This is a genomic window from Kordiimonas sp. UBA4487, from assembly GCF_002389025.1.
Classification (GTDB): domain Bacteria; phylum Pseudomonadota; class Alphaproteobacteria; order Sphingomonadales; family Kordiimonadaceae; genus Kordiimonas; species Kordiimonas lacus.
In genome coordinates, this window is the sequence record NZ_DGNR01000013.1 from 258,859 (window position 1) to 281,876 (window position 23,018).

The window sequence follows — 23,018 nt, forward strand, 5'->3', positions numbered from 1 at the left end:
ACCGCGCGTTGCCTTAAGTGCCAAGTTTACGCGCTATTTCTATATAGCGCGTTAACAGCGGCGCTATATAGAAGGCATGCAAGTGCTTGGCAAGGCGGGGGTTAGTCCTCGAGGATGCCCAGGCGGAGGGCGCTTGGCAGGATTTCACGGGTGCTTGTCACTTCAAGCGCGTCTTTCAGTTCCTTGATATGGAACGATACCGTCGGTGCGCTGACGCCCAGGCGGTCTGCAATCTGGCCGTTCGTGAGCCCGGCATTCAGTTGCTGCAGTACCTCAAGAGGCCGGCCTTTGATGCCCACGCTGGCGGCGCGTTCGGTACGCTCAAGCGGCTGATAGAATGTGTGCATATAGAGACTGGCCAGGTGCACTTCGTCGCCATGCATTTTCATGATGTTCTTCAGTTTATCGAACGGATGCTCGCAGTGCAGCGTTACTTCACCGTGGCCGCGCCCGAACGGATGCCTGAGCGGGAAGCCTACGGCGGAAAAGATGCCATAGTGCTCGGCTCTTTGGAGCAGGAAGTCGAAGCCTTCGAAGTTGGGGTCGCGCGGGTCCAGAAGCTCCCGTGCCATATACAGCGGCTGCATGGACCGCTTCTCGATCTGGTGGATCATCGGGTCCACCTTCTCATACTTCCGACTCAGATATTCCTCAACGCCTTCTTTAGGCATGCTGGTGATCCAGGTGCGACCAGCAAGGGAAACCCGCACGTGCGTGTCCTTGCCATTGTCGGTCTCCACCCGCGAATTGATCGGCGCATAGCTATAGCCATAGGTGGCGCACTTGAAACCGCGGTCGCTGACAAAATCCAGGAACAGCTGCCACACATCGTGGCTGGTATCGACCGCCTCCAGCTGGCCGATTAGGGTGCTGACACTTTCCACAAAAGAGTCTCCGTTTGGTGATCGGTATGATTATCTTTTTTTGTAAGAATGAGCAGAACAGCCGCTATTTCAAGGAAATATAGACATTTGAAATGTTTTTGTCGCCCACCGATTGCGTATTTTTCGGGGGGTGTCCGGGCGCACACATAAATAAAGCCCGCCCTGGGTGAGGGCGGGCTTTTACCGGGTTGGGTGTTCCCGGTAAAACGGACGGAACGGTTGGGTGCCGGGTGCTGAGAGTTGTTCCGTCCGCAAACTCGAAACTGAAACTGTATTTAGTGGACGATGGTCCGGCGTGTCTTAAACGAGTCTGCTGCGATGGTGGTCAGATGCTCATGGATCGATAGCCAAAGATCGAACCCCTCTTCGTCGCCAATCGCCTTCATCTTCGATAGAGCCTCATCTGCATAGTCCAGCGCCTTGGGGCCCAAGTTCTTCAGAAGGTTCTCGGCAACGAGACCAAAATAATAGTTTGGATCGAATGGCAGGGACTGTTGCATCTGAAGACCTCCTAGAAGCGGCGTTTTAAACTTGCCCTCTTTATCAGCAACAGGCGTGCCAACTTTTGGCCTTTAGGGTTTTCAAGGGGTTGGGCGAAAAGCACCCTTATTGTGTCACCCGTTTTGCGTGTGAGCGGACAAAGCTGCCGGGTGAAAGCTGCCGCCCCTTGGCAAGGCTTGCCGTGCCAAATTGGAGCAGTGATCTTGAGGCGTTCAGGCGTCTAGCAGGTGCAGGAGCGGCGGCACATGGCGCCAGGGGTGTGCTGCCTGGATGCGCGGGATGGTGGCCACCGGCAGGCCGGTCAGGCGCTCTATTTCATTCGCTGTTTCAGCCAGGTCCGGGTTGGCGTAAAGCGTGCCGGGCGCGCTTTCACTGACCACAATCGCCCGTACCTTCAGGCCGCGCGCCTGCATGGCCTCCAGCGTACTGATGGTATGGGAGATGGTGCCCAGATAGCTGCCTGCAACCAGGATGCTCTCCAGTCCCAGGTCGGTAATCCAGTCAGCTACAAGCCGGCCATCAGCAAGAGGTACGAAAGACCCACCAACCCCTTCGATCAGGGTAAAGTTATCACTTTCAAGTGCCCCCCGGCAGGTTTGGATGACAGCATCATAATCCAGCGTTCGGCCCTCGGCCTTGGCCGCCATGGTGGGGGCCAGCGGCGCCTTGAAGCGGAAAGGGGAGATCTGGTCAAAAGTCGTGTCATTGATGGGCAAGCCAAGGGCCTGTGCGATCACGGCGGTGTCGCTGTCGGCCATGGTGTCAGCGTCCAGGCCGCTGATGATGGGCTTCAGCGTCTGCAGAGGCGTGCCTGCCTCACGCGCCTGATGGCACAGCGCGGCGGTCACCAGCGTTTTGCCGATTTCCGTACCGGTTGCAGTGATGAAAAGCCCTGCCATATCAGCCCCCCAAATCCAGTTTTTGGCATACCTCAATCAGCCGCGCGACATCCGCGTCCCGGTGGCTGGCGGAAAAGCTGAAGCGCAGGCGGGAGGTGCCTTCAGGCACGGTGGGCGGGCGGAAAGCGATGACTTTGAAGCCTTCCCTGGTCAGCTGTTCTGACGCGTCCAGGGCGTCGGTTTCCGTGCCGATCACAAGTGGTACGATGGGTGTCTCGGGTCTGGGTAGGCCCAGCACTTCGGCAAATACCTGCGCGAGCTTGACCGGACGCGCCACCATGGCAGCGTCGGTTTCGATCAGCTCAAGCGCCTTCAGGCTCGCGCCAACAGCGGCGGGTGGCAGGCCGGTGGTATAGATGAAAGACCGCGCGCGGGTCTTGATCAGGTCGATCACCGGCTTTGATGCTGCCAGATAGCCGCCATAGGACCCGACAGCCTTCGAGAGTGTGCCCATCTGCAGTGGGACAAGGCCTTCCGCCCCCGTGGCGTACATGGACCCGCGTCCCCCACCAATGGTCCCCAGCGCATGGGCGTCGTCGTTCATTAGCCAGGCATCATGGTTTCTGGCCAGCAGGCCGAGATCCTTGAGGGGGGCGATATCACCGTCCATGGAATAGACCCCGTCCACCACCATCAGGCAGCGGTTATGGGCGGCGCGGTGCTCGGCCAAAAGCTCCGCAGCGTGGGCGACATCATTATGGCGGAAGAATTTCACCGTGGCGCGTGACAGTTGCATGCCCGCATGGATGCAGGTGTGCACCAGCTCATCCGCGATGATCAGGTCGTCCTTGCCCACAAGCGTCGGGATAATGCCGACATTCGCCAGATAGCCTGAGCCGAACACGGCCGCATCTTCCGTGCCTTTGATGGTAGCGATCTTTTCTTCGAGCGCGCGGTACAGCGGGTGGTTGCCGGTTACCAGCCGGCTGGCGCCAGACCCCGCACCATATTCGTTTGCCGCCGCCTTGGCCGCCGCCACCACGTCCGGGTGGGTGGACAGGCCCAGATAGTCATTGTCTGTGAAGCTGATGAGTGGGGCGCCGCCGTTCACCGACAGCGCCATGGCGGCAGACCGGGCCGTGTCCACCAGCGTGCGGCGTTGGTTCCTGGCTTCAAGGGTTGCCAGCTTGCCGAGGGCGAAATCAGACAGGCTGTCGGTAGGGCAGGCTGATGGACTGTCTGACGGACTGTCTGGGCTGGGCATGGCGGCTTTCACATTCTGTTGCATGGGGGTGACTTAAGCACTGTCCGGCGTCCAGTCAATGGGCCTTTTTCCTTGACTTCGCGGCCTATCCCCGCACATTAGCGGCCAAATAAAACCGACCGCACAAAGCCCGTGCGGCAATGGAGAGAAACATGAACGCCCCAGCTACTTTCGACGCCGCCAACAATGCTGATGCCCCGATCCGCCACGACTGGACGCGCCAAGAAGTTATGGCCTTGTTTGAAAAGCCTTTTATGGACCTGGTGTTTGAGGCCGGGCGCGTTCACCGCATCTATCATGATCCCAATAAAGTGCAGTTGAGCCAGCTGATCTCCATCAAGACCGGTGGCTGTGCGGAAGACTGTGGTTACTGCTCCCAGTCGGCCAAGCATAAAAAGACAACCGGCCTTGAAGCCACCAAGCTGATGGAAGTAGAGCGCGTGATCGACGCCGCCAAGAAGGCCAAGGCCGGCGGCGCGTCGCGCTACTGCATGGGTGCAGCCTGGACCAGTCCGAAGGACCGTGACATGGACACGATTGTGGCCATGGTTGAAGGCGTGAAGGACCTGGGCATGGAAACCTGCATGACGCTGGGCATGCTGTCTGACTGCCAGACCAAAAAGCTGAAGGATGCCGGCCTCGATTATTACAATCACAATGTCGACACGTCCGAAGAATTCTACGGCGAAATCATCACCACCCGCACCTATCAGGAGCGGATCGACACGCTGAACCGTGTGCGTGATGCGGGCATCAATGTCTGCTCCGGCGGCATTGTGGGTATGGGCGAGCGCGTTGAAGACCGTGCGGGCATGCTGCAGACGCTGGCGAACCTTGATCAGCACCCGGACAGCGTGCCGATCAACATGCTGGTGGCAGTGCCTGGCACGCCGCTTGAGCATGTTGAGCGCCTCGACCCACTTGAGTTCGTGCGCACCATTGCGGTCGCCCGCATCATGATGCCGAAGGCGGAAGTGCGCCTTTCGGCCGGTCGCCAGGAAATGACCGAAGAAGCGCAGGCGCTGTGTTTCCTCGCGGGCGCCAGCAGCATTTTCTATGGCGAGCAGCTTCTGACCACGCCGAACCCTGAAAACAACAAGGACATGGCCCTGTTCTCGAAGCTTGGCCTCAGCCCGGCGTAAACATGGCGGGTACCCCCACATGGTTTGATGAGGGCATCCAGCATATCTGGCTGCCCTATACCCAGATGAAGACGGCAACACCGCCCTTGCCCGTGAAGGCAACAAGTGGCGTGCGCATCACGCTGGATGACGGGCGCGAGCTGATTGACGGCATTTCCAGCTGGTGGGCGGCGGCGCACGGCTACAATCACCCCCACATTCTGGACGCTATGAAGGCGCAGCTTGATGCGATGCCGCATGTCATGTTCGGCGGGCTGGTGCATGAGCAGGCCTTGAAACTGAGTTCACGCCTCGCGGCCATGCTGCCGGGGGACCTGAACCGCTGTTTCATTGCGGAATCCGGCTCGGTTTCCGTTGAGGTGGCCATGAAGATGACGGCGCAATATTTCATGAACCGGGGTGAAAGGCGCACCAAGTTCGTGCATTTCCGCGGCACTTATCACGGCGACACGCTCGGCACCATGGCAGTGTGCGACCCGGAAGAGGGCATGCACGGCATGTTCAAGGGCATGCTGGCGGAAAACCTGCTGACCGACCTGCCGCGGGATGCTGAAGGCGCGGAACGCTTTGCCGCGTTCCTGAAGGTCAACGCGCCGGATGTTGCGGCGGTGATCACGGAACCGCTAGTGCAGGGCGCGGGCGGCATGGTGTTCCACACGCCCGAGACCCTTCAGTGGATCAGGCAGGCGTGTGATGCGGCGGGTGTGCTGATGATCGTCGATGAGATTTTCACTGGCTTCTACCGCACGGGCACCTGCTTCGCCATTGATCAGGCCGGCATCGTGCCCGATATGGTGACACTGTCGAAAGCCCTGTCGGGCGGGGTGGCGCCGCTTTCCGTTTGTGTAGCGCGCGATACCATCTTTGATGCCTTTTATGACGACGATCCGATGAAAGCACTGATGCACGGCCCCACCTATATGGCGCATGCGCTTGGGTGTGCGGCGGCCAATGCCTCGCTCGATCTGTTCGAGCGTGAAGATTATGAAGCCAAGGCCGAGGCCATCCAGCATCAGATGATGGCGGAGCTGGCACCCTGCGGGTTCCTGGACAATGTGAAAAGCGTGCGGGTGAAAGGCGCTATTGGTGTGGTGCAGCTTGAAGACGCGTCCATGATTGAAGCGCTGAAGCCGAAATTTGTGGCCGAAGGCGTGTGGATCCGGCCATTCCGCGACATTGTCTATCTGACGCCGCCGCTTATCATTGAGCCGGCGGACTTAACAAAGCTCACCGGCTCAATCTACAAGGTTCTGTCTGAAGCCTGAGGCCTCTAGCGGCCCCCTTCATCCGTGTCGTCTTTCCTGGTTGGTGCGACTTCAATCTCGTCGTCCATTTCCTCTTCAGATGTGTCTTTCGCCTCAAGCTTTACCTGCTGGATGCTGACATTGCCGGCGCGGTTCATGTTGCGCTTGACAACATCTGTCAGCAGCCGCTGAACATGGGGCGGATACATGCTGACATCCAGGTTCCGGCCATTGCGGCCAACAGACTGGAAGTTGGCGCCACCGTTGGCTGCGCTGACATAGCCGTTATAAAGGTCGGCAATATGCCAGTCTTCCAGCTTCACTTCGATGCTGGTCACTGGCCCCAGTAGGAAGCCGAAATCGCGGCGGGCATATTTGTTGATGTGGGCCAGGAGGTCGCGGTCAAAATTCGGAAACTTCTGCGCCACGTCTTTATAATAGGTGGAAACACGGAGGATATGGTCATCCTTGATCCAGGTGCCGCGGATGCTGTTGACGAAATCACGTGCGTTGTCTTCAAGGTCGGTATAGACGGTTTCGCCGGTATAGGCTTTGGTGCGCAGGTTTGGTGACCCAACAGACCCGAGGAAGAAACCATAGATCACGACCGGATCAGACCAATTGTCCAGCACATGCTGGCGGATATCATAGGGTGAAATCATCATGCCCATAAAGTCCGTCTGACGGTCGCAATAGAAGCGGTCCTGATCGTCTGGATCACTGCAGTCGCCGTATATGCGGTCCACCAGCGTGACCGGGTAGCGGTCTGCAATCTTGGCATACATAATCGCGTTATGCAGGTTCAGCCAGTATGCCAGCTGTTCGTTTTTATTCAGCTTCGTAAGGTCGATCTTGTCTGGCAGATCCAGAAGCACATCCCGAACCTCGCGTACTACGAATTCCTGCTCGCTGGTCTTGATGTCGTGGAACATCACACGGTTGCCCTCAAGCCTAGACGGCTTGGGGTTGTCGCGCACCAGTCGCGTGCCGGTGCCGGAGCCCGGCCAAACCCGGCGGGCGGGCTTGTGGTCTGACCGCCCAAGCGGCATGACTGTCTTCTCCAGAAGATAGTCCATGTCCTCATATTTGAGGGCGGTCACTGAATTCGGATTATAGGCTGTCGGCAGCTTTGGCTCAGCTGCGTCAGCTGAGAAGCTGACAGTCAGGAGTGCGCCGGTAATGGCCGCGCACGCGCCTTTGATGATTTGCATTGAGAACCCCACTATCTCGCGTCATTGATATTTTTTATTGTTGTACGAAAAAATATAGGGACAATATTCTAAGACTACAAGGGTAGCTAAACCTGAAACTATACTTTCAGGATGATTTTTCGTCTTTGCATTATTGCCACAGGCAGCCAGGTCACGAGTATCACACCAAAGGCGGGTAAGAGCGTTGCCGCGGGCACGCCGATGGTGCCGCCAAGGCCGTCAACCAGGTGGTCCGCGAATCTGTTCAGCAGCATCGGCCCCATCAGATAGGTGTGCAGCACATAAGCGGTGATGGCATTGATGCCGAAGGCCTGCATGAAGGTAACGGACCAGCCGCGATAACCCTTGATATCGATCACCCAGATCAGGAAAGCGAAGGTCAGCAGCCCGAGGCCGGTTGTGGCCAGCACGAAGGTTGAGGACCATACGGCCTTGACGATGGGGTGGAAGGGCGCGAGGCCATAACCCAGCACGGTGAGCACTGTGCCCGCGAGCGCGAGCCGCCCGACAGTATCGATCGTCCCGCCTTTGGTTTTGATATAAAGCCCGGTCAGCACCCCCAGCAGCGCCTGCGCAATGCTCGGAAGCGTGCCCAGAATGCCTTCGGGCTCAAACGGAATTGGCGCGGTGGGGTGATAGATATTGTCGCCCAGCATGGCGCGGTCAAACCAGCTTGAGAAATTCTGGCCCGGCGCCCAGAGGTCACGCGTTGCATCTGGCACCTCCACAAGCAGCAGGCCATGATAGCCAACAAGGACCGCCAGCGCGATGATCGCCAGCGTGCGCCAGCTGAAGGTCAGAAACAGGATGGCGGCTCCGAAGAAGGTCAGGCCGATGCGCTGCAGCACACCCAGAAGGCGGATCGGGCCGTCCCAGTCTGCAAAAGAAAGCGTCAGCCCGAGCCCGATCAGGAACAGGAGCACCGCCCGTTTGAAGAGCCGTATCAGCACCGGGCCTGTCAACCCGGCTTCTTCCTTCTGTCCGCCCAGCGCGAAAGGCAGCGATACGCCGACCATGAAGATGAAGAAGGGGAATACAAGGTCTGCCACCGTTAGCCCCGCCCAGGGCGCATGCAGCAGCGGGCCATAGACCGGCTTGCCGGTGCCATAATGGTAAACCGCAATCGAATTCACCAGTACCATACCGATAACGCTGAGCCCCCGAAGGGCATCCAGCGACAACAGCCGGTCTTTCTTTTCTACCATGGTTCCGCTTCCCAATCGAAAATGACTACGTTGTCATTAACATGAGTGAAAGGATTTGGGAAGCAGGAAAGCTATTGGTCCTGGGTTTGTCCGGGGTCGAGTTCTTCTATCTGGACCTCGGCCTCACGCAGGTGGCGCTTGCGCTCAACCAATTCAGTCAGGAACTCCTGAACATGCCTGGGGTATTTTCCGGAGGATGCAGTTTTCCGGATTATTGCAGCAATGTCTTGCGGTGACGCGTTTGGGTTTGATGCCGTGGCTAAAACAATCCTTGCTGGGTTGGTGTTGGCGGAAGTGGTCAGGCCCAGATGGCCGTTATAGAGATCAGCGATGTACCAGTCCTCGATCTCAGGTTCGAACCGGTCCAGATTGGCGATCAGGCTTGTCATGCGAACATCTGTGAAACGCATCAGGTGGGCTTTCAGTTGCCGGTCAAAATCCGGGAACAGGATGGCATAGTCCGCGTACAGCATTGATACACGGGCACCACCGTCCCACAGCTGGATGCCGCGCAGGCTGTTTATAAATTCGCGCGCGTTGTCTTCCAGATTGGCCCAAACATTCTGTGCAGTATAAGCTTCGCGCCTCAGGTTCGGCCCGCCAATGGTGCCCTGATAAAAACCATAAAGAACCCGGGGGTCCTGCCATCTGTTGACGATATAGACCTCTATATCGGCGAGTGACCAACGCTTGCCCGCAACTGTCAACACCTTGCGGAGCCAGTTGTCCTTATGAAAGCCCTTAAGGTTTGATTCTGGGTATTCATCGGCAATCAGGGAATACGCAGTCGCATTATGCAGGTTCAGCCAATAGGCCAGCTGTTCATTTGGCGAAAATTCACGGAGCGGAACACTGTCAGGTACCCGAGACAGGCTATCAACAATGGCCGCGATATAGACTTTGTTGTCTTCCCCCAGTGCGTGAAAGAAAACACGGTTTGCTTCGAGCCGAGTGGGGTTTGGGTTGGTTTTGGTCAGCCGCGATGCCGGGGCGGTTTTTACGCGCGAAGCCGGTTTGCGGTCAGACCGACCAGTATCCATCACCGTTTGCTTCAATACAGCATCCCAATCGGCATAACTGATCGAAAGCGCGTCCCTCGCTTGCGCAGGATGACAATAGGTGAGTATGCCTACGCACAAAACCGCAAGTAAAAGCCGCATGAAACTCTGCCCCATCTTTGCTTCAGATATCAGGGTAAACCAAAAGTGTCATTCATACAACTTTGATAAGGTTGGTCTTATTGCGTGTCGTCAAAGAAAAAGCCCGGCGGTTGGGCCGGGCTTTCGGTGTTTGGTATGCGGGCTTCCTCTAGCGGCGGTCGCCCAGGAACTGCAGCAGGAACATGAACAGGTTCACGAAATCCAGGTACAGGTTCACCGCACCCATGATCGCGCCTTTGGCAACGGCTTCGCCTGTGGCCATCATGTAGTAGCTTTGCTTGATGCGCTGCGTATCGTAGGCGGTCAGGCCCGCGAAGATCAGTACGCCGGCAACCGAGATGATGAACTGCATCATCGATGACTGCATGAAGATGTTCACCACACTTGCGATGATCAAGCCGATCAAGCCCATGAACAGGAAGGTACCCATGCCCGACAGGTTCTTCTTCGTTGTGTAGCCATAAAGGCTGAGCGCGCCGAAGGAAGCTGCGGTAATGAAGAAAGTCCGTGCGACACTGGTTCCTGTGTAGGCCAGGAAAATCCAGCTGATCGACAGCCCCATCACTGCGGCGAAGGCCCAGAAGATCATCTGCAGTGTGCCAGAGCTCATCTTATGAACGCCGAAGCTCATCACCATGATGAAGCCAAGCGGCGCAAGCGCCAGAACCCAGCGCAGCGGTGAGCCATAGATGGTTTGCTGCAGCTCAATGTTGCCCATCAGCATATTGCTGAACATCAGCGCAACAATGCCGGTCAGCAGAACGCCGGACGCCATATAGTTATAGACCTTGAGCATGTAGGCGCGCAGGCCTTCATCATACTCAGCAGTTTGGGTGGCAGAGCCAGCCCGGTAATTAGTGTTGTATCGTTCCACGATAGTTGCTCCCCACAGGGTTACAGTCAGTTGACGCTAATATGGGCATTCGCCCTTTTGCTTGCAACCGTATTCGCAAGAATTTGATCGCAGAATTTCCGGTGCGATAGATTTTGCCTATCACCGGAAATTCTGTTTCTGATCACTCGGTCCGCAGCACCGCGTTCGGTTTGATGCCAAGCGCCCGGTAGCTGGAGCCCAGACCAAACAGGATGGTCACCAACAGGCTTGTCACCACGGTGAAGATCATCGGTGCGGGCAGGAAGCTGAATTCCATCTCCATAACGAAGTCCACCACGATCCAGCCTGTCAGGCTTCCAAGGCCCAGGGCGATGGCGGCAGTGATCAGGCCGATCAGGGCATACTCCAACAGGTAAGCCCGCAGGATCTGGCTTCTCACGGCACCAACCACCTTCAGGATCACGCTTTCATACACCCGCTGGCGGAAGCCGGCAGCAATCGCGCCCGCAAGCACCAGAATGCCGGCAATTATGGCCACAGCCGCGGTTGCCCGCACGGCGGTGCCGATCTGGTCCATCATGGTGTTGACGGAAGACAGTACTTCTTTCATGCGAATAGCAGTCACGTTCGGGTAGGCGTTCGTCAGCACCTTGTGGGCTTCCACTTCTGCAGCATCTGATGCCTTCAGTGTTGCCATATAGGTATGCGGCGCGACCTTCAGGGTATTGGGATCAAACAGGATCACGAAATTGAAGCCGAATGTGCCCCAGTCGATTTCCCTCAGCGACCGCACGGTTGCCGTGATCTCGCGCCCCAGCACCGATACGCTGATGGTATCGCCGATCTTGAGGCCGAGGCCATCAGCGGCTTCCTTGCCCAGACTGACTTCCGGCTCACCGCTATAGTCAGCAGGCCACCAGTCGCCGTCCACAAGGTGGCTGCCGCTGTTCAGCTCATTCATATAGGAAAGGCCGCGGTCACCGCGCAAAATCCAGCGCACATTCTGCGCCACTTCCACGTCAGCGGCATTGACGCCATTGAGTTTGGTTACCCTGCCCCGAAGGTTCGGCACGGTCACCAGTTCATCGACGCCCTCGATACCTTTGGCCGTTTGTTCGAACTCTTCAAGCTGGTAGCGCTGGATATCCAGCAGGAAGAAGGCGGGGGCTTCTTCAGGCACCTGTTCGGTCAGGCGCTCTGACAAGTTGCCTTCAATCAGCGCCAGCGTTGAAAACAGCGTCAGGCCAAGCCCTAATGATATCACCACTGCGCCAGTGGCCGCCCCGGGCCGGTGCAGGTTCGCCACCGCCATGCGGATCAGCGGATTGCGTGACCGTGGCGCTTTGGAGGCCAGCCGTTCAATCATCCAGCTGGTGAAACGCAGAAGGCCAAGGGTGGCGCCAGCGCCGCCCATGAAACCCGCGGCCAGGATACGGTTGTCTGACATACCGACAGCCAGCAGCACCACAACGGTAGCGGCGCCAAAGATGGTGGCCATATAGATGAAGCGCGGCCAGCGTCGCTCGGGCGCCACAAGCGCCCGGAACAGACGCACAGGCGGCAAGTCCCGCGCTTTGCCAAGCGGCCACACGGCGAAGGCGATGGTGATCATCAGGCCATAAAGCGCTGACAGCACAAGGGCCACAGGGTACACACCGCCATCCGGCTTGACCGGCAGCGTGTCTGGCAGGAACAGGGTCAGGATGCTGGGCAGCAGCGAGCCCACAACCATGCCAACCACGATGGCGACAAGGCCGATCAGCAGGATCTGGAAGAAATAGGTTTTGAACACCGTGCTGCCGTCCGCCCCCAGAATCTTGAAGGTCGCGATGGTTTTGGTCTTGCGGTCCATATAGCCGCGCACAGCGTTGCCGACACCCACGCCGCCAACCACAAGGGCGGAAATGCCAACAAGCGTCAGGAAAATGCCCATCTGGTCAATGAAACGCCTTAGGCCCGGTGCACTGGTGGAACGGTCACGAACGCGCCAGTTGGCATCCGGGAAGGCTTCATCCAGGTCCTTGCGTACGGCCTTGATGTCGGTGCCCGCAGGCATCTTCAGTTTGTAATAGAAATTCACCAGGCTGCCGGTGGTGATCAGGCCGGTTTCTTCTAGCGCCGCACGCTGGATCATCACGCTTGGCCCAAGCTGGAAGCCCATGTTGGCCTTGTCTGGTTCTCTCTCAATGAAGGCACGGATGTCGGCTTTCACATTGCCGAAAATCAGTGTGTCACCGGGCTCAACGCCCAGGCGATCCGCCAGCAGTGGGTCGATCGCAACGCCCCATTTGCCGGCGCGCCTTTCGAACAGCGCGTCATTATCCAGCATCGGTTTGGTGATAAAATCGCCATAGAGCGGGTAAAGGTTATCGACCGCCCGAAGCTCCACAAGGGTGGACCGCGGAGCGCCGTCAACCCGCGCCATGGTGCGCAGTCGCGCACTGTCGGACAGCGTGCCGCGTTCGGTCAGCCATTCGCGGGCGTCGCTCTCAAGCTGCGCCTGGAAGATGTTGATCTCAAGGTCACCACCCAGGATCGACTGTCCTTCGCGTTCCATGCCTTCCTGGATCGCACGTGTGAGCGAGCCAACAGCGGCAATGGCGGTTACACCCAAAATCAGGCAGGCCATGAAGATGCGGAAGCCCGACAGGCCGCCACGAAGTTCTCTGAGCGCCAGCCTTAACGCCACTGGCAGGGCGGGGCTACGGCTGATCATTTGTTTGATACCTTGCCCATAACGTCAGCATCTCCGGTGACGGATTTGGTGTTGCCCGTGTCGTCCACCACTTTGCCGTCGGCCATGGAAATCACCCGGTCACAGCGGTCTGCAAGCTCGGGGTCGTGGGTTACCAGCACAAGGGTGGACCCCCGCGCTTCAGCCAGATCAAAGATCAGTTTGATGATGGCATGGCCGGTCTTGCCGTCGAGGTTGCCGGTGGGCTCATCACCAAACAGGATGGCAGGCTCAGGCGCCAGGGCGCGCGCCAGCGCCACACGCTGCTGTTCGCCACCCGAAAGCTGTGCCGGGTAATGGTCCATCCGGTGCGCAAGGCCCACGGCTTCCAGTTCCCGCGCCGCGCGGTCAAAGGCGTCATTAACGCCTGCAAGCTCCAGCGGTACGGCGACATTTTCAAGCGCCGTCATGGTGGGGATCAGGTGGAAAGCCTGCATCACAATGCCTACACCCTTGAGGCGGTGGCGGGCCAGCGTGTCTTCGTCCGCGCCTTCAAACTTCAGGCCATCGACGCTCACGGAGCCAGTTGTGGCCTGCTCCAGGCCGGTCATCAGGCTCATCAGCGATGACTTGCCGCTGCCCGACGGGCCAACGATGCCCACAGTTTCGCCTTTTTCTATGCCGAAACTGATGCCCTTGAGGATGTTCACCGGGCCCGCGCCGCTTTCAAGCGTCAGTGTGACATCGGTTAATTTGATGATGCTGGAGGTATCAGCCATTGTAATTGTCTCTCTTCGCTGCCAGATAGTTTGTTTATGGTTCTAAATTATGTCTCTTAAAGCTGGGAGCTTGCCCTGTGAAGGTCAATCAATCGCTCAAACTTTTTTTCTATACGCTATTCGCCCTCGTTTGGACGAGTTTTGCGCCAGCCAGTACCGTAAGTGCGATGGATGGCGACAATGCGGCGGATACGGTTGAGATTCTGGCCTTTGGTGACAGCTTGACCGCAGGCTATGGCCTTGAGGCCGGTGACGGCTTTACCGACCAGCTTGAAGCCTGGCTGAATACCAATATGGATGTGCCGGTGAAAGTGACCAACGCCGGCGTTTCGGGCGATACCACATCGGGCGGCCGGTCGCGCCTTGAATGGGGCCTTACGCCCTTTGAAGGCGGCAAGCCGGACCTGGTGATCCTGACACTGGGCGGCAATGACGGCCTTCGCGGCATCGACCCCACCATCACGCGCGATAACATCGACGCCATGGTGAAGCTGTTGAGCGAGCGCGATATTCCAGTGCTGATTGGTGGTATGCTGGCGCCGCCGAACCTTGGCCCGGATTATGCCGAAATTTTCAATCCAGCCTACAAAGCCACGGCGGAAAAATACGACCAGCCGCTTTATCCCTTCTTCCTTGAAGGCGTTGCTGCAGACCCATCGCTGAACCAGCCGGACGGTATTCACCCCAATGCGGAAGGCGTAAAAATTATCGTTTCCAAGCTCGGACCAGTAGTCAAAGACCTGATTTTGCGCTAGGGTTAGTGTATCGCGGGTATGTGACCCACGAAATCTTGTCGTTACGACTCTTTTTAGGGAGGTCGGCCATGGTTCGTTTATTCGTCGGCCTGGAAATTCCCGAAAATGTGCGATCTGCGCTTGATGAGGCGCGCGGCGGTGTCGAATGCGCACACTGGCAGCGGGATGACCAGCTCCATCTCACCCTTGCTTTTATTGGCGATGTTCCCAAGCGGACCATGCATGAAATTGAAAGCGAACTTTCCCGGATCATCGTGTCGCCGTTTGAGCTTGCGCTCACCGGTGTCGGGCTGTTCGGAAAGCCCAAGCAGCCCAAAAATCTTTGGGCCGGGGTGTCAGACAGGCAAAGGCTTTCGCATCTGCATGAGAAAATCTGCCATGCGCTTGAAAGCGTCGGGGTGGAGGTTGAACGCAGGAAATACAAGCCGCACGTGACACTGGCGCGGTTCCGGCGCGGTGCGCAGGCCCGGATCGGCGATTGGCTGACCGAACATGAAATCCTGCATACGCCCAGCTGGACGGTGGATCATTTCACGCTGTTTTCCAGCCAGCTGACTTGCGAGGGGTCCTATTATACCGTCGAAAGCCGCTTTGGTCGCGCCTTTGAGGGCGAGCCCGAAGAAGAGGATATCTCCGCCTTCAGCGACTTTGAACTGGAACCAGCCTGGTAGCAGGCAGCTTGGATGCCATCTCGGTGATGGCGTCCAGAAGCGGCCCGCGCGCGTTCCAGGGCAGGAAATGGTTGCCGCCTTCAAGCGTCACCAGCTTGGGTGCTGTGCCTGAAAATTCCCGCATCATATAATCTGTGTTGGCATAGGGCACCAGCTCGTCTGCTGTCCCGTGCACAATGGTAACAGGTATATGGATATCCCTTAAGCGCGGCGCCAGCGCGCGCAACTCGTCCTCAAGCGCAATCAGTTCAAAGTTCGCGTTCCGGAACTCCCACTGCAAAAGCCATGAAACTGGCGGTGTCGCGCCCAGATGCTGTACCCACATCACTTCTTCAAGGTCCGGGTCCAGTGCGCCGGCCGCAATGATCACGCCTCCCAGCTGGTCGCCATACAGTGTGGCCGCGGCTGCCGCCACTGGCCCACCCAGCGAATGGCCCACCAATATGGGCTTGCCGCGTTCGGGCACGGTGATCAGCGGCCCCAGCGCGCGGGCCTGCTCCATGATGGAAGGCTGGGCGTTCTCCGGTCGGGTCTGGCCGAAACCGGGGCGATCAACAGCGATGAACTGATACCCCTTCGGGGCGTGCTTGAGCATGTCATACCAATTGGATGCGTCACCGGGCGTGCCATGCACGAAGATGACACGCTGGCCAGTCGGGTCACCGCCCTCAAGGTAGCTTAGTTGATACATCTGTCCGGCCATGGTGGCGACAGACCGGCGCCAGGCGAATTCATCATGATCGAACCGCGGCTGCATGGAGATGTAGGCCGAGGCACAGCCGATCAGCAGGAAGGGCAGCAGCACCAAACAGCACCAGAATTTCTTGGACCCCAGCAGGCGGCGAACACGCATTGATTTTCCTCGCAGTATTTCCTGGAAGTCTAGGGGGCGTGTCTGCTGGCGTCAGCGCACAAGATGTCACAAGGGCGTGACAGTCCTATACGCCGAAGCGGTCGAGAACCGATCCAACCTGATGCACATAGCCGCCACCGAACAGGCGCACATGAACCAGAAGGGGCCAAAGCTGGTACAGCGCGCAGCGCTCCTCATGGAAGCCAGCATCAATGGCAACGTGGGCGTGATAGGCATCGAAGAAGGCTGGGTCCAGCCCACCCATGAGCTGGATGAAGGCCAAGTCCATCTCGCGGTGGCCATAGGATATGGCAGGGTCGATGAAGCCCGCGGCGTGGTCGCCGTCGATCAGCATGTTGCCCGCCCACAAGTCACCGTGCAGCAGGCTGGCGCCGGGGTCGCGCGGGATCAGGTCTGGCAGCTTGGCCGCGAGCGCTTCAACACGCGTCATGAAGGCGCCGTCGATGCGGCTGGTGTTCAGGCAGGACCGCGCCATAGCCAGCAGGCGTTGATCGCGGAAGAAACTGATCCAGTCCGCGCTTGGGGTGTTTTTCTGTGGCAGGGGGCCAATCACGGTATCCGCCTTGAAGCCGTATGGCTTCTTGTCGCCGCTTGTCACGCGGTGCAGCGCCGCCACATGTTTTGCCACATCTTCAGCCGCCGCGCGGGCGTTAGTAATACCCTGGTGTTCAATATGGCTGATTACCAATATACCGGCTTCCTGAAACAGGACTTCGGGCACCGGCAGATCACTTGCGGCCCGAAGATGCTTCAGCATCATGGCTTCGATCTTGGTGGTGTCGCCCTGGTCCGCGCGGGGGCGCTTGGCCACCACCTTGCGGCCGTCCCCCAGCGTCAGGCAGGACACGTCAGCGATGTCTCCGCCGCGCATGGGCTTCGATCCCGTCACCGGGCTGCTAAGGGCTTTCGCGAGTTTCTGTGCCAGCGGGGATGCCATGGCGGGGGCTACATATGCCGTGCTTTGATGGCATCCAGAAGGCCTGCGGCGGCTTCCCTTGCTGCCTCGAAGCACAGGTCGAACTGATTCACTTCGCCATAGTAAGGGTCTGGCATCTCTTCATAGGGGTGGTCGGGCGCGTAGCTCATGAACAGCTCAATCCGGTCCCGGTGTTCGGGGGCCGCACGGGCCATCAGGTCGCGGTAATTGTCATGGTCCATCACCAGGATATGATCGAACGTGTGGAAATCATCATCGCGCACCTGGCGCGCGCGCTGGCGGGAGATATCGATGCCATTCTTTTTCGCCGTGGCCTGGGCGCGGCGGTCCGGCGGGTTGCCCGCGTGATAGCTGATGGTGCCGGCGCTGTCGATCTTGATGCGGTCCGTGAGGCCGGCGGCATCCACAGCTGCCCGGAAGGCACCTTCCGCCATGGGTGACCGGCAGATGTTCCCCATGCAAACAAACAAAACTTTCACCATCTGGATTTGCTCCCACGCCGCTTTTGCCTATAAGTATGCCTGATCAACAAGTAGCGTATCTTGGCGGGGAGAGAAAGAGCGCATGGGGCCATACAGGGATATCGTCATTCTGACGGGGGCGGGGGTTTCCGCCGAATCCGGCGTGCGCACGTTCCGCGATAACGACGGCCTGTGGGAGGAGCACCGCGTGGAGGATGTGGCTACCCCCGAAGCCTTCGCGCGAGACCCCAAGCTGGTGCAGCGTTTCTATAACCTGCGGCGCGCGCAGCTGCCGACCGTTCAGCCCAACGATGCCCATAAGGCCATCGCCCGATTGCAGAGGGAACTGGATGGCCGTGTAACCGTTGTTACCCAGAATGTGGATAACCTGCATGAGCGCGGCGGGGCAGAGGGTGTTATCCATATGCACGGCGAGCTGGGCCGGGTGCGCTGTGTGCACTGTGGCATGCGCCACGACTGGAGGACCGACTGCACGCAGGCAACGGCTTGCCCAAGCTGCAATGCTGCGCCGGGGCTGAGGCCCGACATCGTATGGTTTGGCGAAATGCCCTATCATATGGACCTGATATACACGCGGCTTCGCGCGTGTGACCTGTTCATATCCGTCGGCACCAGCGGTAACGTCTATCCGGCCGCCGGGTTCGTGGCCGAGGTGCGGCGCGTTGGGCATGCCCACACCATTGAAGTCAATCTGGAGCCCAGCGCGGGCGTGAGCTATTTTGAAGAATGCCGCCACGGCAAGGCTGGCGACCTGATGCCGACCCTGGTGGACGAACTATTAGGAAAAGGGACAGTGACATGAGTGACAGACCATCGAGAATGACAGACACTGAGCGGGATGCCGCCCTGGGCGCCGTCTCCGGCTGGGCCTATGACGCAGAAGAGAAGGCCATCAGGAAAACCTTCCAGTTCGCCGATTTTTCCGAAGCCTGGGGCTTCATGAACCGGGCTGCACTGCTGGCGGAAAAGCTGGATCACCACCCTGAATGGTTCAACGTCTATAACCGGGTTGAGGTGAAAATGACCACCCATGACGCGGACGGGGTGACGACCCTCGATTTCCAAATGGCGACGGCGATGGACAGTTTCGCCGCATAAGGAGACAACCATGAAAACCACGATCGTGGCCTTCGCGGCCAGCATGCTATGTGCCACTGCTGCCCTCGCGGGCGCTGAAGTGAAGCTGAAGGGTGCAGAGGATGTTCTGGGGAACGCTATCAGCTACCCTGAAGGACAGGCTGAGATCACGGGTCTTGATGTCGTGCAGAAGCCGGGCGAATGCAACGGCTGGCACAGTCACCCTGTGCCCACGTTCGGGCTGGTGAAATCAGGCGAACTGACCGTGACCTACGCCACGGGTGAAGTGAAGAAGTTCAGCGCGGGCGATATACTGATCGAAGCGCAACATGTGGCGCACGAGGGCTGCAACACCGGCGACGCGGATTTGAAGGTTCTGGTGTTTTACGCTGGTTCAAAGGACGTGCCCAACACGCACAAGCGCGAAGACGAGCGACCGCAATAGGGCCCCTGGCCGGGGTCTAGTGAAGGGGTTGCAGCCCCACGTGGATGACCGCTGTTCGGCTGGCATAGTGCGGCACGATCATGATCTTGTCGGTATGGTTATGGTCGCTGGCGAGCGGCAGGTAAAGCGTGTAAACGATTTCTGGCCCTTCCTTCGGTCCGACATACGGCACCTCAAAATAGTGCGGTTGGCCGTCCTCATAGGTTTGTCGCATGAATGACCACAGCCTGCTTTCAGGCCCCTTGCCGGGGATCATGGAAAGGCGCACACCGGTATAGTCCTTGTGCAGATGGTCCACCACCGTCGTGCCGATCAGCCGGTATTCAAAATCCAGCGGATTGGGCTTTACATCCAGGATGGCTATGTGTGTTACATGCCTCCCTAACGCACGCAGGGAAAACTCTTTTCGTGAAGGCAGGCCACCTTGTTGAAGGTGAAACTCAGACCAATGCTTTAGTAACGCCTGCTGCGGTTCTGACATTTGCATCGACGCCTCCTCTGCCGTTCTGGCAACGTCTGTCTCTATCGACCCCTGAGGCACCCTTAACAGAATGTTTACCCTATCACGTTCACCCAGGGGCGGCGAGTCAATTAGGACAGTTTCGGGACTAAATCGTGTCTTTTCTTGGCACGAGGGTGTGCGGTTGGCCTGGTGAGCGTTTCAGAACCATGCAATCTCTGCAGGCAAAGGTGGCGGCGCAGTGTTGATCGGGCATTTTTGTCAGCACTATGCCGCCTGCCATTCTCAACCTATTTGCTCTGCTGCCGGATATGAGCGGCCAGTGCCTCAATTTGTGCATTAGAATCGCCCGGGGCCGGCGGGAGCGGTATGTCCGGCTGGACCGGATCCATGCATGCCTCGGGGCCGGCGGGACGTGTAAAAATCAGCGTAGGTACGGACAGTTCAATCCGCGTATGTTTCGTTTTTGAGAACTCAATGCGACCGGTAGTGCAGGACCGGCCGCCGGTAGGTTGGCCAGCGATCACAGCATTGGCTGCGTCCTGCATTGCCGTGAGGAACAGAATAGTGGACGAGTAGCTGTATGGACCTGCCAGGATGTAGGCCTTGCCGGAAATGCGTAGAGGTTCCTCTGGCTTAATTGGCACCACCATAGCGAACGGACCTTCCTGGATGCTGTCCTGTGGACCCTGGATTGGGCCAAGCTTGAGGTTGCGTTCTGTCAGGCGCACCTTGAAATATGACAGGAAAGGAAAGGGCGTGTCGGTAACATAGGGTGCAATGCCCATTTGCCAGTAATGGTCTGTGCCGCCACCATTTTTCCGAACATCAATGATAACATCCCTGACGCCCGCATCATGGAATGCCTGCCATGTCTCTTTCATGAAGCCGAAGAAGGCTGCTTCCTGCTCGGGCGGGTAGGCGAAGGCGTCGACGCGGAGATACCCGATGTCACCCGGCAGGATGCGGCGCTCGACTTTTTCCTCCAGGGGAACAGTCTGGGGTCGCATGGCGCCCGTGGTGCCGGGGATGGTGACTGTTTTCACCTCATGGCCCAGTTGCAGCCGTATGTCATATGTATCCGACCCGCCATAAAGTTCCCAGTGCAAGTCACTGAAGCGGTGTCCTACATAGGCACGGCGGAAGGTTTCACTATCGCCTTGAGCCCGGGCCATCATTGCTGCCACGATGTCAGAGCTGGTTTTGCCGTTGATCGACAGGATAACTGGGGCGCCGTCGGTGCCAATGCCGGCTGTGCGGCTGCCAGTTAGGTGGAGCTTGTTTTCCGCGGACAGGGAGACCGTCAGGGGCAGCATATGGCCGCCTGCGGCAAGATCGTCAGCGATGCGGTCTTTCAGGTCCGGGTAATAGATTGCCGCGTGGGCATCCCGGAACACGGGGTTGAGCTGGGCGATAAGCTTCCACGCTTCCCGTTCGGACATGGGGCTGGTTGCCTTGGCCTGCAGTGCGTCGGCCGCCGCCTTAAGGGCAGCAGGTTCGAATGAATGGGTCGGCTGGGGGTGAACAGAAAGAACGCGCTCGACGATTTCATCGATATCCTGTCGAACCTCTTCCGGCGTGAAGGTGCTGGTGTCTTTCGCCTGCGTTGCTGTGCCCAGAATGGACGCGGCAAGCATGGCTATGGCTACAAGGGCCTTGCTGTCGTAACTCATGTTTTTCTTTCTTTTATAATGGAGCCTGCATGCGCGCCGTTAGCGGCTTGGCATGAAGGGCGTTCGCTGCTTCTTTCGCAACTGTCGTCAAGTTGACGCCAATTTCTTGGTAAAGATCATTAACCGCATCTGCCAGAGACAGGCTGAAGGACCAGAGCCTTCCAGCTTCTTCCTGGCCCAGGTCAGTTAAGTGAATGAGCTTGCGGCGCTTGTCTTCCGTGTCGGTAGCGCGGTAGGCCAAGCCATTCGCTTCCAGCATTTTTAGCCGGATAGCGATCAGTTGGTGCGGCCTGTCATACGCCCGCGCCAGATCTGCCAGAGACACTGGTCCCCGTTTCCACAACTGGAGGAGCGACGAAACTGCAAGGGCAGGCGTCTTGAACCCATGCTGCTGGAGATAGGCGCTACTGTCGTTGGTAATCTGTTCTACCAGACCTTCCAGTTGCAGCCCGATGAAGGCCGATTGGGTGTCTGGTAGGAATACCGCGAGGTCGCTGTGCGACGTATGTGTGTCCTTGCTCATGCGCAATATATTGCGCAATATATTGCGCAATTCAATAGTCTTAAGCAAAAAATATAATTTTTAGCGTTAAATCATAGGGTTGGGGGGCGGTTACTTCTGAAGCCAGTTCATGATCAGATTATGTGCAATGGCGAACGGCGGCGGCACCAAGCGGTAGGGGCTTTCGCCTTTCATGCTGGCGCGCACATCATCTTTGGTGATCCACAGGGCCTCGGCGATTTCGGCCTCCTGCAGCGTGATCTCGCCGTCTTCCACCCAGGCTTCAACACCGATCATCAGGGTTGATGGCCACGGCCATGGCTGGCTGGCGATATAGCGGACATGGGTGGTCTTCAGGCCGACTTCCTCGAACACCTCCCGCGCCACGGCTTCTTCCATGCTTTCGCCCGGCTCCATGTAACCGGCCAGGGCGGAGAAATTACCTTCGGGCCAGCCTTTGCCGCGGCCCACCAGGGCCTTGTCACCACACCGCACCAGCATGATCACCACCGGGTCTGTGCGCGGAAAATGATGGGCTTTGCAGGCAGGGCATTCGCGCTCATAGCCAGCCTTGATCATCTCGCTTTCCTCGCCGCATTTGGCGCAGAAGCGGTGGCTGTCGTGCCACATCAGCATGCTTTTGGCCTGGGCGATGATGCCGAGCGATGGGTGGGGCGACGACGGTGGATTGGTGAGCTTGTGTGCGATGTTGCGGCCGTCGCGGAACTTCTGGCCCTGTGGTTCGAAAAACTCGGCGAAGTCTGTCGTGGTGCCGCCAAGCTTGACAGCAAAGCGTGGTGCCCCGTTTTCATCAAGGCCCAGGAAAATCGTATTGTCCTTGGGTAGCAGACGGATAGCGGACGGCTTCTGCCAGGCAATATCGCCCGGCTCGTCTGTCAGGACCCAATAGTCATTCGGGGGCAGGAAGCTGCTGTTATCTTCATCGCGCGCGCCTTCGATGGCAAAAAGGACGACTCGGGCATCCTCGCGCTCCATATAGGCGCCGAATATCTCGGGATCTTCCCTCAGATAGTCTGCACGGTTGAGCGGATTACCGGAAAAAGCGGTCGGTACGGACGAAAGCGCCATGAAAAACTCCCCAAATGGACACTCCATTACCTAGGGCGGACACATTACTCTTGCAAGTCACTTCAAGAATCGCCATATACACCCCCGGGAGAGCCGGCGGACATTCCGCTCGCCAACCCGGTCAGGTCCGAAAGGAAGCAGCCGTAACGAGTTTGGCATGGGTCGCATTGGCCCTCCCACCCTTTCAGGGTTTAAGATGAACGCGCGAGGAACTTGCGGGTTCATTTTTTTTGCCCTGCCGAGGCCGCCTAAGGCCTTCCCTGCCGCCATCATACCTGCTAGTCATAACCCCCTCAGTTTCGGGGAGATGAAGCT

At 58.1% G+C, this 23,018-nt stretch carries 24 protein-coding genes and 1 other RNA gene; 8 read left to right on the plus strand and 17 right to left on the minus strand.

The features are described 5' to 3' along the window. Window positions 1-101: 101 nt before the first annotated feature. The 4 genes from B3Z17_RS12740 to B3Z17_RS12755 form a co-directional block, all read right to left on the minus strand. Window positions 102-884, minus strand: coding sequence for a helix-turn-helix transcriptional regulator (locus B3Z17_RS12740; protein ID WP_068300976.1), 783 nt, complete (start codon window positions 882-884; stop codon window positions 102-104). Between the two features lie 275 nt (window positions 885-1,159). Then, window positions 1,160-1,384, minus strand: a complete 225-nt coding sequence (locus tag B3Z17_RS12745) for a hypothetical protein (protein ID WP_068300965.1) — start codon at window positions 1,382-1,384, stop codon at window positions 1,160-1,162. Between the two features lie 213 nt (window positions 1,385-1,597). Further along, on the minus strand, window positions 1,598-2,284 hold the full coding sequence (gene bioD, locus B3Z17_RS12750) for a dethiobiotin synthase (RefSeq protein WP_286830101.1): 687 nt from the start codon (window positions 2,282-2,284) through the stop codon (window positions 1,598-1,600). A gap of 1 nt (window position 2,285) precedes the next feature. Next, window positions 2,286-3,488 carry an aminotransferase class I/II-fold pyridoxal phosphate-dependent enzyme gene (locus B3Z17_RS12755; RefSeq protein WP_349680328.1) on the minus strand — a complete coding sequence of 401 codons (1,203 nt, stop codon included), beginning with the start codon at window positions 3,486-3,488 and terminating at the stop codon, window positions 2,286-2,288. 152 nt (window positions 3,489-3,640) lie between these two features. Here B3Z17_RS12755 and bioB point away from each other — a divergent pair, with 152 nt between their 5' ends. Further along, window positions 3,641-4,630 carry a biotin synthase BioB gene (gene bioB, locus B3Z17_RS12760; RefSeq protein WP_333697800.1) on the plus strand — a complete coding sequence of 330 codons (990 nt, stop codon included), beginning with the start codon at window positions 3,641-3,643 and terminating at the stop codon, window positions 4,628-4,630. A gap of 2 nt (window positions 4,631-4,632) precedes the next feature. Next, a complete protein-coding gene (locus B3Z17_RS12765; RefSeq protein WP_286830103.1) occupies window positions 4,633-5,895 on the plus strand; it encodes an adenosylmethionine--8-amino-7-oxononanoate transaminase in 1,263 nt (420 codons plus the stop codon). Between the two features lie 5 nt (window positions 5,896-5,900). Here B3Z17_RS12765 and B3Z17_RS12770 read toward each other — a convergent pair whose 3' ends face one another. From B3Z17_RS12770 to B3Z17_RS12795, 6 genes are all read right to left on the minus strand, one after another. Beyond that, window positions 5,901-7,085, minus strand: coding sequence for a DUF547 domain-containing protein (locus tag B3Z17_RS12770; RefSeq protein ID WP_286830104.1), 1,185 nt, complete (start codon window positions 7,083-7,085; stop codon window positions 5,901-5,903). A gap of 98 nt (window positions 7,086-7,183) precedes the next feature. Further along, window positions 7,184-8,290, minus strand: coding sequence for an acyltransferase family protein (locus B3Z17_RS12775; protein ID WP_286830105.1), 1,107 nt, complete (start codon window positions 8,288-8,290; stop codon window positions 7,184-7,186). Window positions 8,291-8,361: 71 nt separating this feature from the next. Next, the gene (locus tag B3Z17_RS12780) at window positions 8,362-9,450 is read right to left on the minus strand and encodes a DUF547 domain-containing protein (RefSeq protein WP_286830106.1); all 1,089 of its coding nucleotides are present in this window, start codon (window positions 9,448-9,450) and stop codon (window positions 8,362-8,364) included. 148 nt (window positions 9,451-9,598) lie between these two features. Beyond that, window positions 9,599-10,327 carry a Bax inhibitor-1/YccA family protein gene (locus B3Z17_RS12785; protein ID WP_068300946.1) on the minus strand — a complete coding sequence of 243 codons (729 nt, stop codon included), beginning with the start codon at window positions 10,325-10,327 and terminating at the stop codon, window positions 9,599-9,601. Window positions 10,328-10,466: 139 nt separating this feature from the next. Then, window positions 10,467-13,001 carry an ABC transporter permease gene (locus B3Z17_RS12790; RefSeq protein WP_286830107.1) on the minus strand — a complete coding sequence of 845 codons (2,535 nt, stop codon included), beginning with the start codon at window positions 12,999-13,001 and terminating at the stop codon, window positions 10,467-10,469. After that, window positions 12,998-13,738 carry an ABC transporter ATP-binding protein gene (locus B3Z17_RS12795; RefSeq protein ID WP_286830108.1) on the minus strand — a complete coding sequence of 247 codons (741 nt, stop codon included), beginning with the start codon at window positions 13,736-13,738 and terminating at the stop codon, window positions 12,998-13,000. Before B3Z17_RS12795 ends, B3Z17_RS12790 begins: the two co-directional genes overlap by 4 nt. Before the next feature lie 77 nt (window positions 13,739-13,815). Here B3Z17_RS12795 and B3Z17_RS12800 point away from each other — a divergent pair, with 77 nt between their 5' ends. Together B3Z17_RS12800 and thpR are read left to right on the plus strand one after the other, a co-directional pair. Beyond that, entirely contained in the window at window positions 13,816-14,493 is a 678-nt protein-coding gene (locus B3Z17_RS12800) for an arylesterase (protein ID WP_286830109.1), read from the plus strand. A gap of 68 nt (window positions 14,494-14,561) precedes the next feature. Then, on the plus strand, window positions 14,562-15,164 hold the full coding sequence (gene thpR / locus B3Z17_RS12805; protein WP_068300937.1) for an RNA 2',3'-cyclic phosphodiesterase: 603 nt from the start codon (window positions 14,562-14,564) through the stop codon (window positions 15,162-15,164). Here the strand turns inward: thpR and B3Z17_RS12810 are convergent. The 3 genes from B3Z17_RS12810 to B3Z17_RS12820 form a co-directional block, all read right to left on the minus strand. Then, complete coding sequence (locus B3Z17_RS12810) at window positions 15,133-16,017, minus strand: alpha/beta fold hydrolase (RefSeq protein ID WP_286830110.1); 885 nt, start codon at window positions 16,015-16,017, stop codon at window positions 15,133-15,135. The genes thpR and B3Z17_RS12810 overlap by 32 nt on opposite strands. Before the next feature lie 85 nt (window positions 16,018-16,102). Continuing rightward, window positions 16,103-16,975 (minus strand): fructosamine kinase family protein, encoded by an 873-nt coding sequence (locus tag B3Z17_RS12815; protein WP_286830111.1) that lies wholly within the window; start codon window positions 16,973-16,975, stop codon window positions 16,103-16,105. A gap of 8 nt (window positions 16,976-16,983) precedes the next feature. Further along, window positions 16,984-17,457 (minus strand): low molecular weight protein-tyrosine-phosphatase, encoded by a 474-nt coding sequence (locus B3Z17_RS12820; RefSeq protein WP_286830112.1) that lies wholly within the window; start codon window positions 17,455-17,457, stop codon window positions 16,984-16,986. A gap of 82 nt (window positions 17,458-17,539) precedes the next feature. Between B3Z17_RS12820 and B3Z17_RS12825 the strand changes: the two genes are divergently transcribed. From B3Z17_RS12825 to B3Z17_RS12835, 3 genes are read left to right on the plus strand one after another with little or no spacing between them, the layout of a single operon-like run. Beyond that, the gene (locus tag B3Z17_RS12825; RefSeq protein ID WP_286830113.1) at window positions 17,540-18,259 is read left to right on the plus strand and encodes an NAD-dependent deacylase; all 720 of its coding nucleotides are present in this window, start codon (window positions 17,540-17,542) and stop codon (window positions 18,257-18,259) included. Further along, entirely contained in the window at window positions 18,256-18,555 is a 300-nt protein-coding gene (locus B3Z17_RS12830) for a 4a-hydroxytetrahydrobiopterin dehydratase (RefSeq protein ID WP_286830114.1), read from the plus strand. The genes B3Z17_RS12825 and B3Z17_RS12830 overlap by 4 nt, the downstream gene beginning before the upstream one ends. A gap of 10 nt (window positions 18,556-18,565) precedes the next feature. Beyond that, window positions 18,566-18,979: a cupin domain-containing protein gene (locus B3Z17_RS12835; protein ID WP_286830115.1), complete on the plus strand. Its 414-nt coding sequence runs from the start codon at window positions 18,566-18,568 to the stop codon at window positions 18,977-18,979. Between the two features lie 16 nt (window positions 18,980-18,995). Here B3Z17_RS12835 and B3Z17_RS12840 read toward each other — a convergent pair whose 3' ends face one another. The 4 genes from B3Z17_RS12840 to nudC all read right to left on the minus strand — a co-directional run bounded on the left by B3Z17_RS12840 (window position 18,996) and on the right by nudC (window position 22,703). After that, a complete protein-coding gene (locus tag B3Z17_RS12840; protein WP_286830116.1) occupies window positions 18,996-19,466 on the minus strand; it encodes a PAS domain-containing protein in 471 nt (156 codons plus the stop codon). Window positions 19,467-19,729: 263 nt separating this feature from the next. Next, a complete protein-coding gene (locus B3Z17_RS12845; RefSeq protein WP_286830117.1) occupies window positions 19,730-21,112 on the minus strand; it encodes a S41 family peptidase in 1,383 nt (460 codons plus the stop codon). Window positions 21,113-21,125: 13 nt separating this feature from the next. Beyond that, the gene (locus B3Z17_RS12850) at window positions 21,126-21,635 is read right to left on the minus strand and encodes a MarR family winged helix-turn-helix transcriptional regulator (protein ID WP_286830118.1); all 510 of its coding nucleotides are present in this window, start codon (window positions 21,633-21,635) and stop codon (window positions 21,126-21,128) included. A gap of 90 nt (window positions 21,636-21,725) precedes the next feature. Beyond that, window positions 21,726-22,703: an NAD(+) diphosphatase gene (gene nudC / locus B3Z17_RS12855; RefSeq protein ID WP_286830119.1), complete on the minus strand. Its 978-nt coding sequence runs from the start codon at window positions 22,701-22,703 to the stop codon at window positions 21,726-21,728. A gap of 85 nt (window positions 22,704-22,788) precedes the next feature. Here nudC and ffs point away from each other — a divergent pair. Continuing rightward, window positions 22,789-22,887: signal recognition particle sRNA small type (gene ffs / locus B3Z17_RS12860), an RNA gene on the plus strand. Window positions 22,888-23,018: the final 131 nt, after the last annotated feature.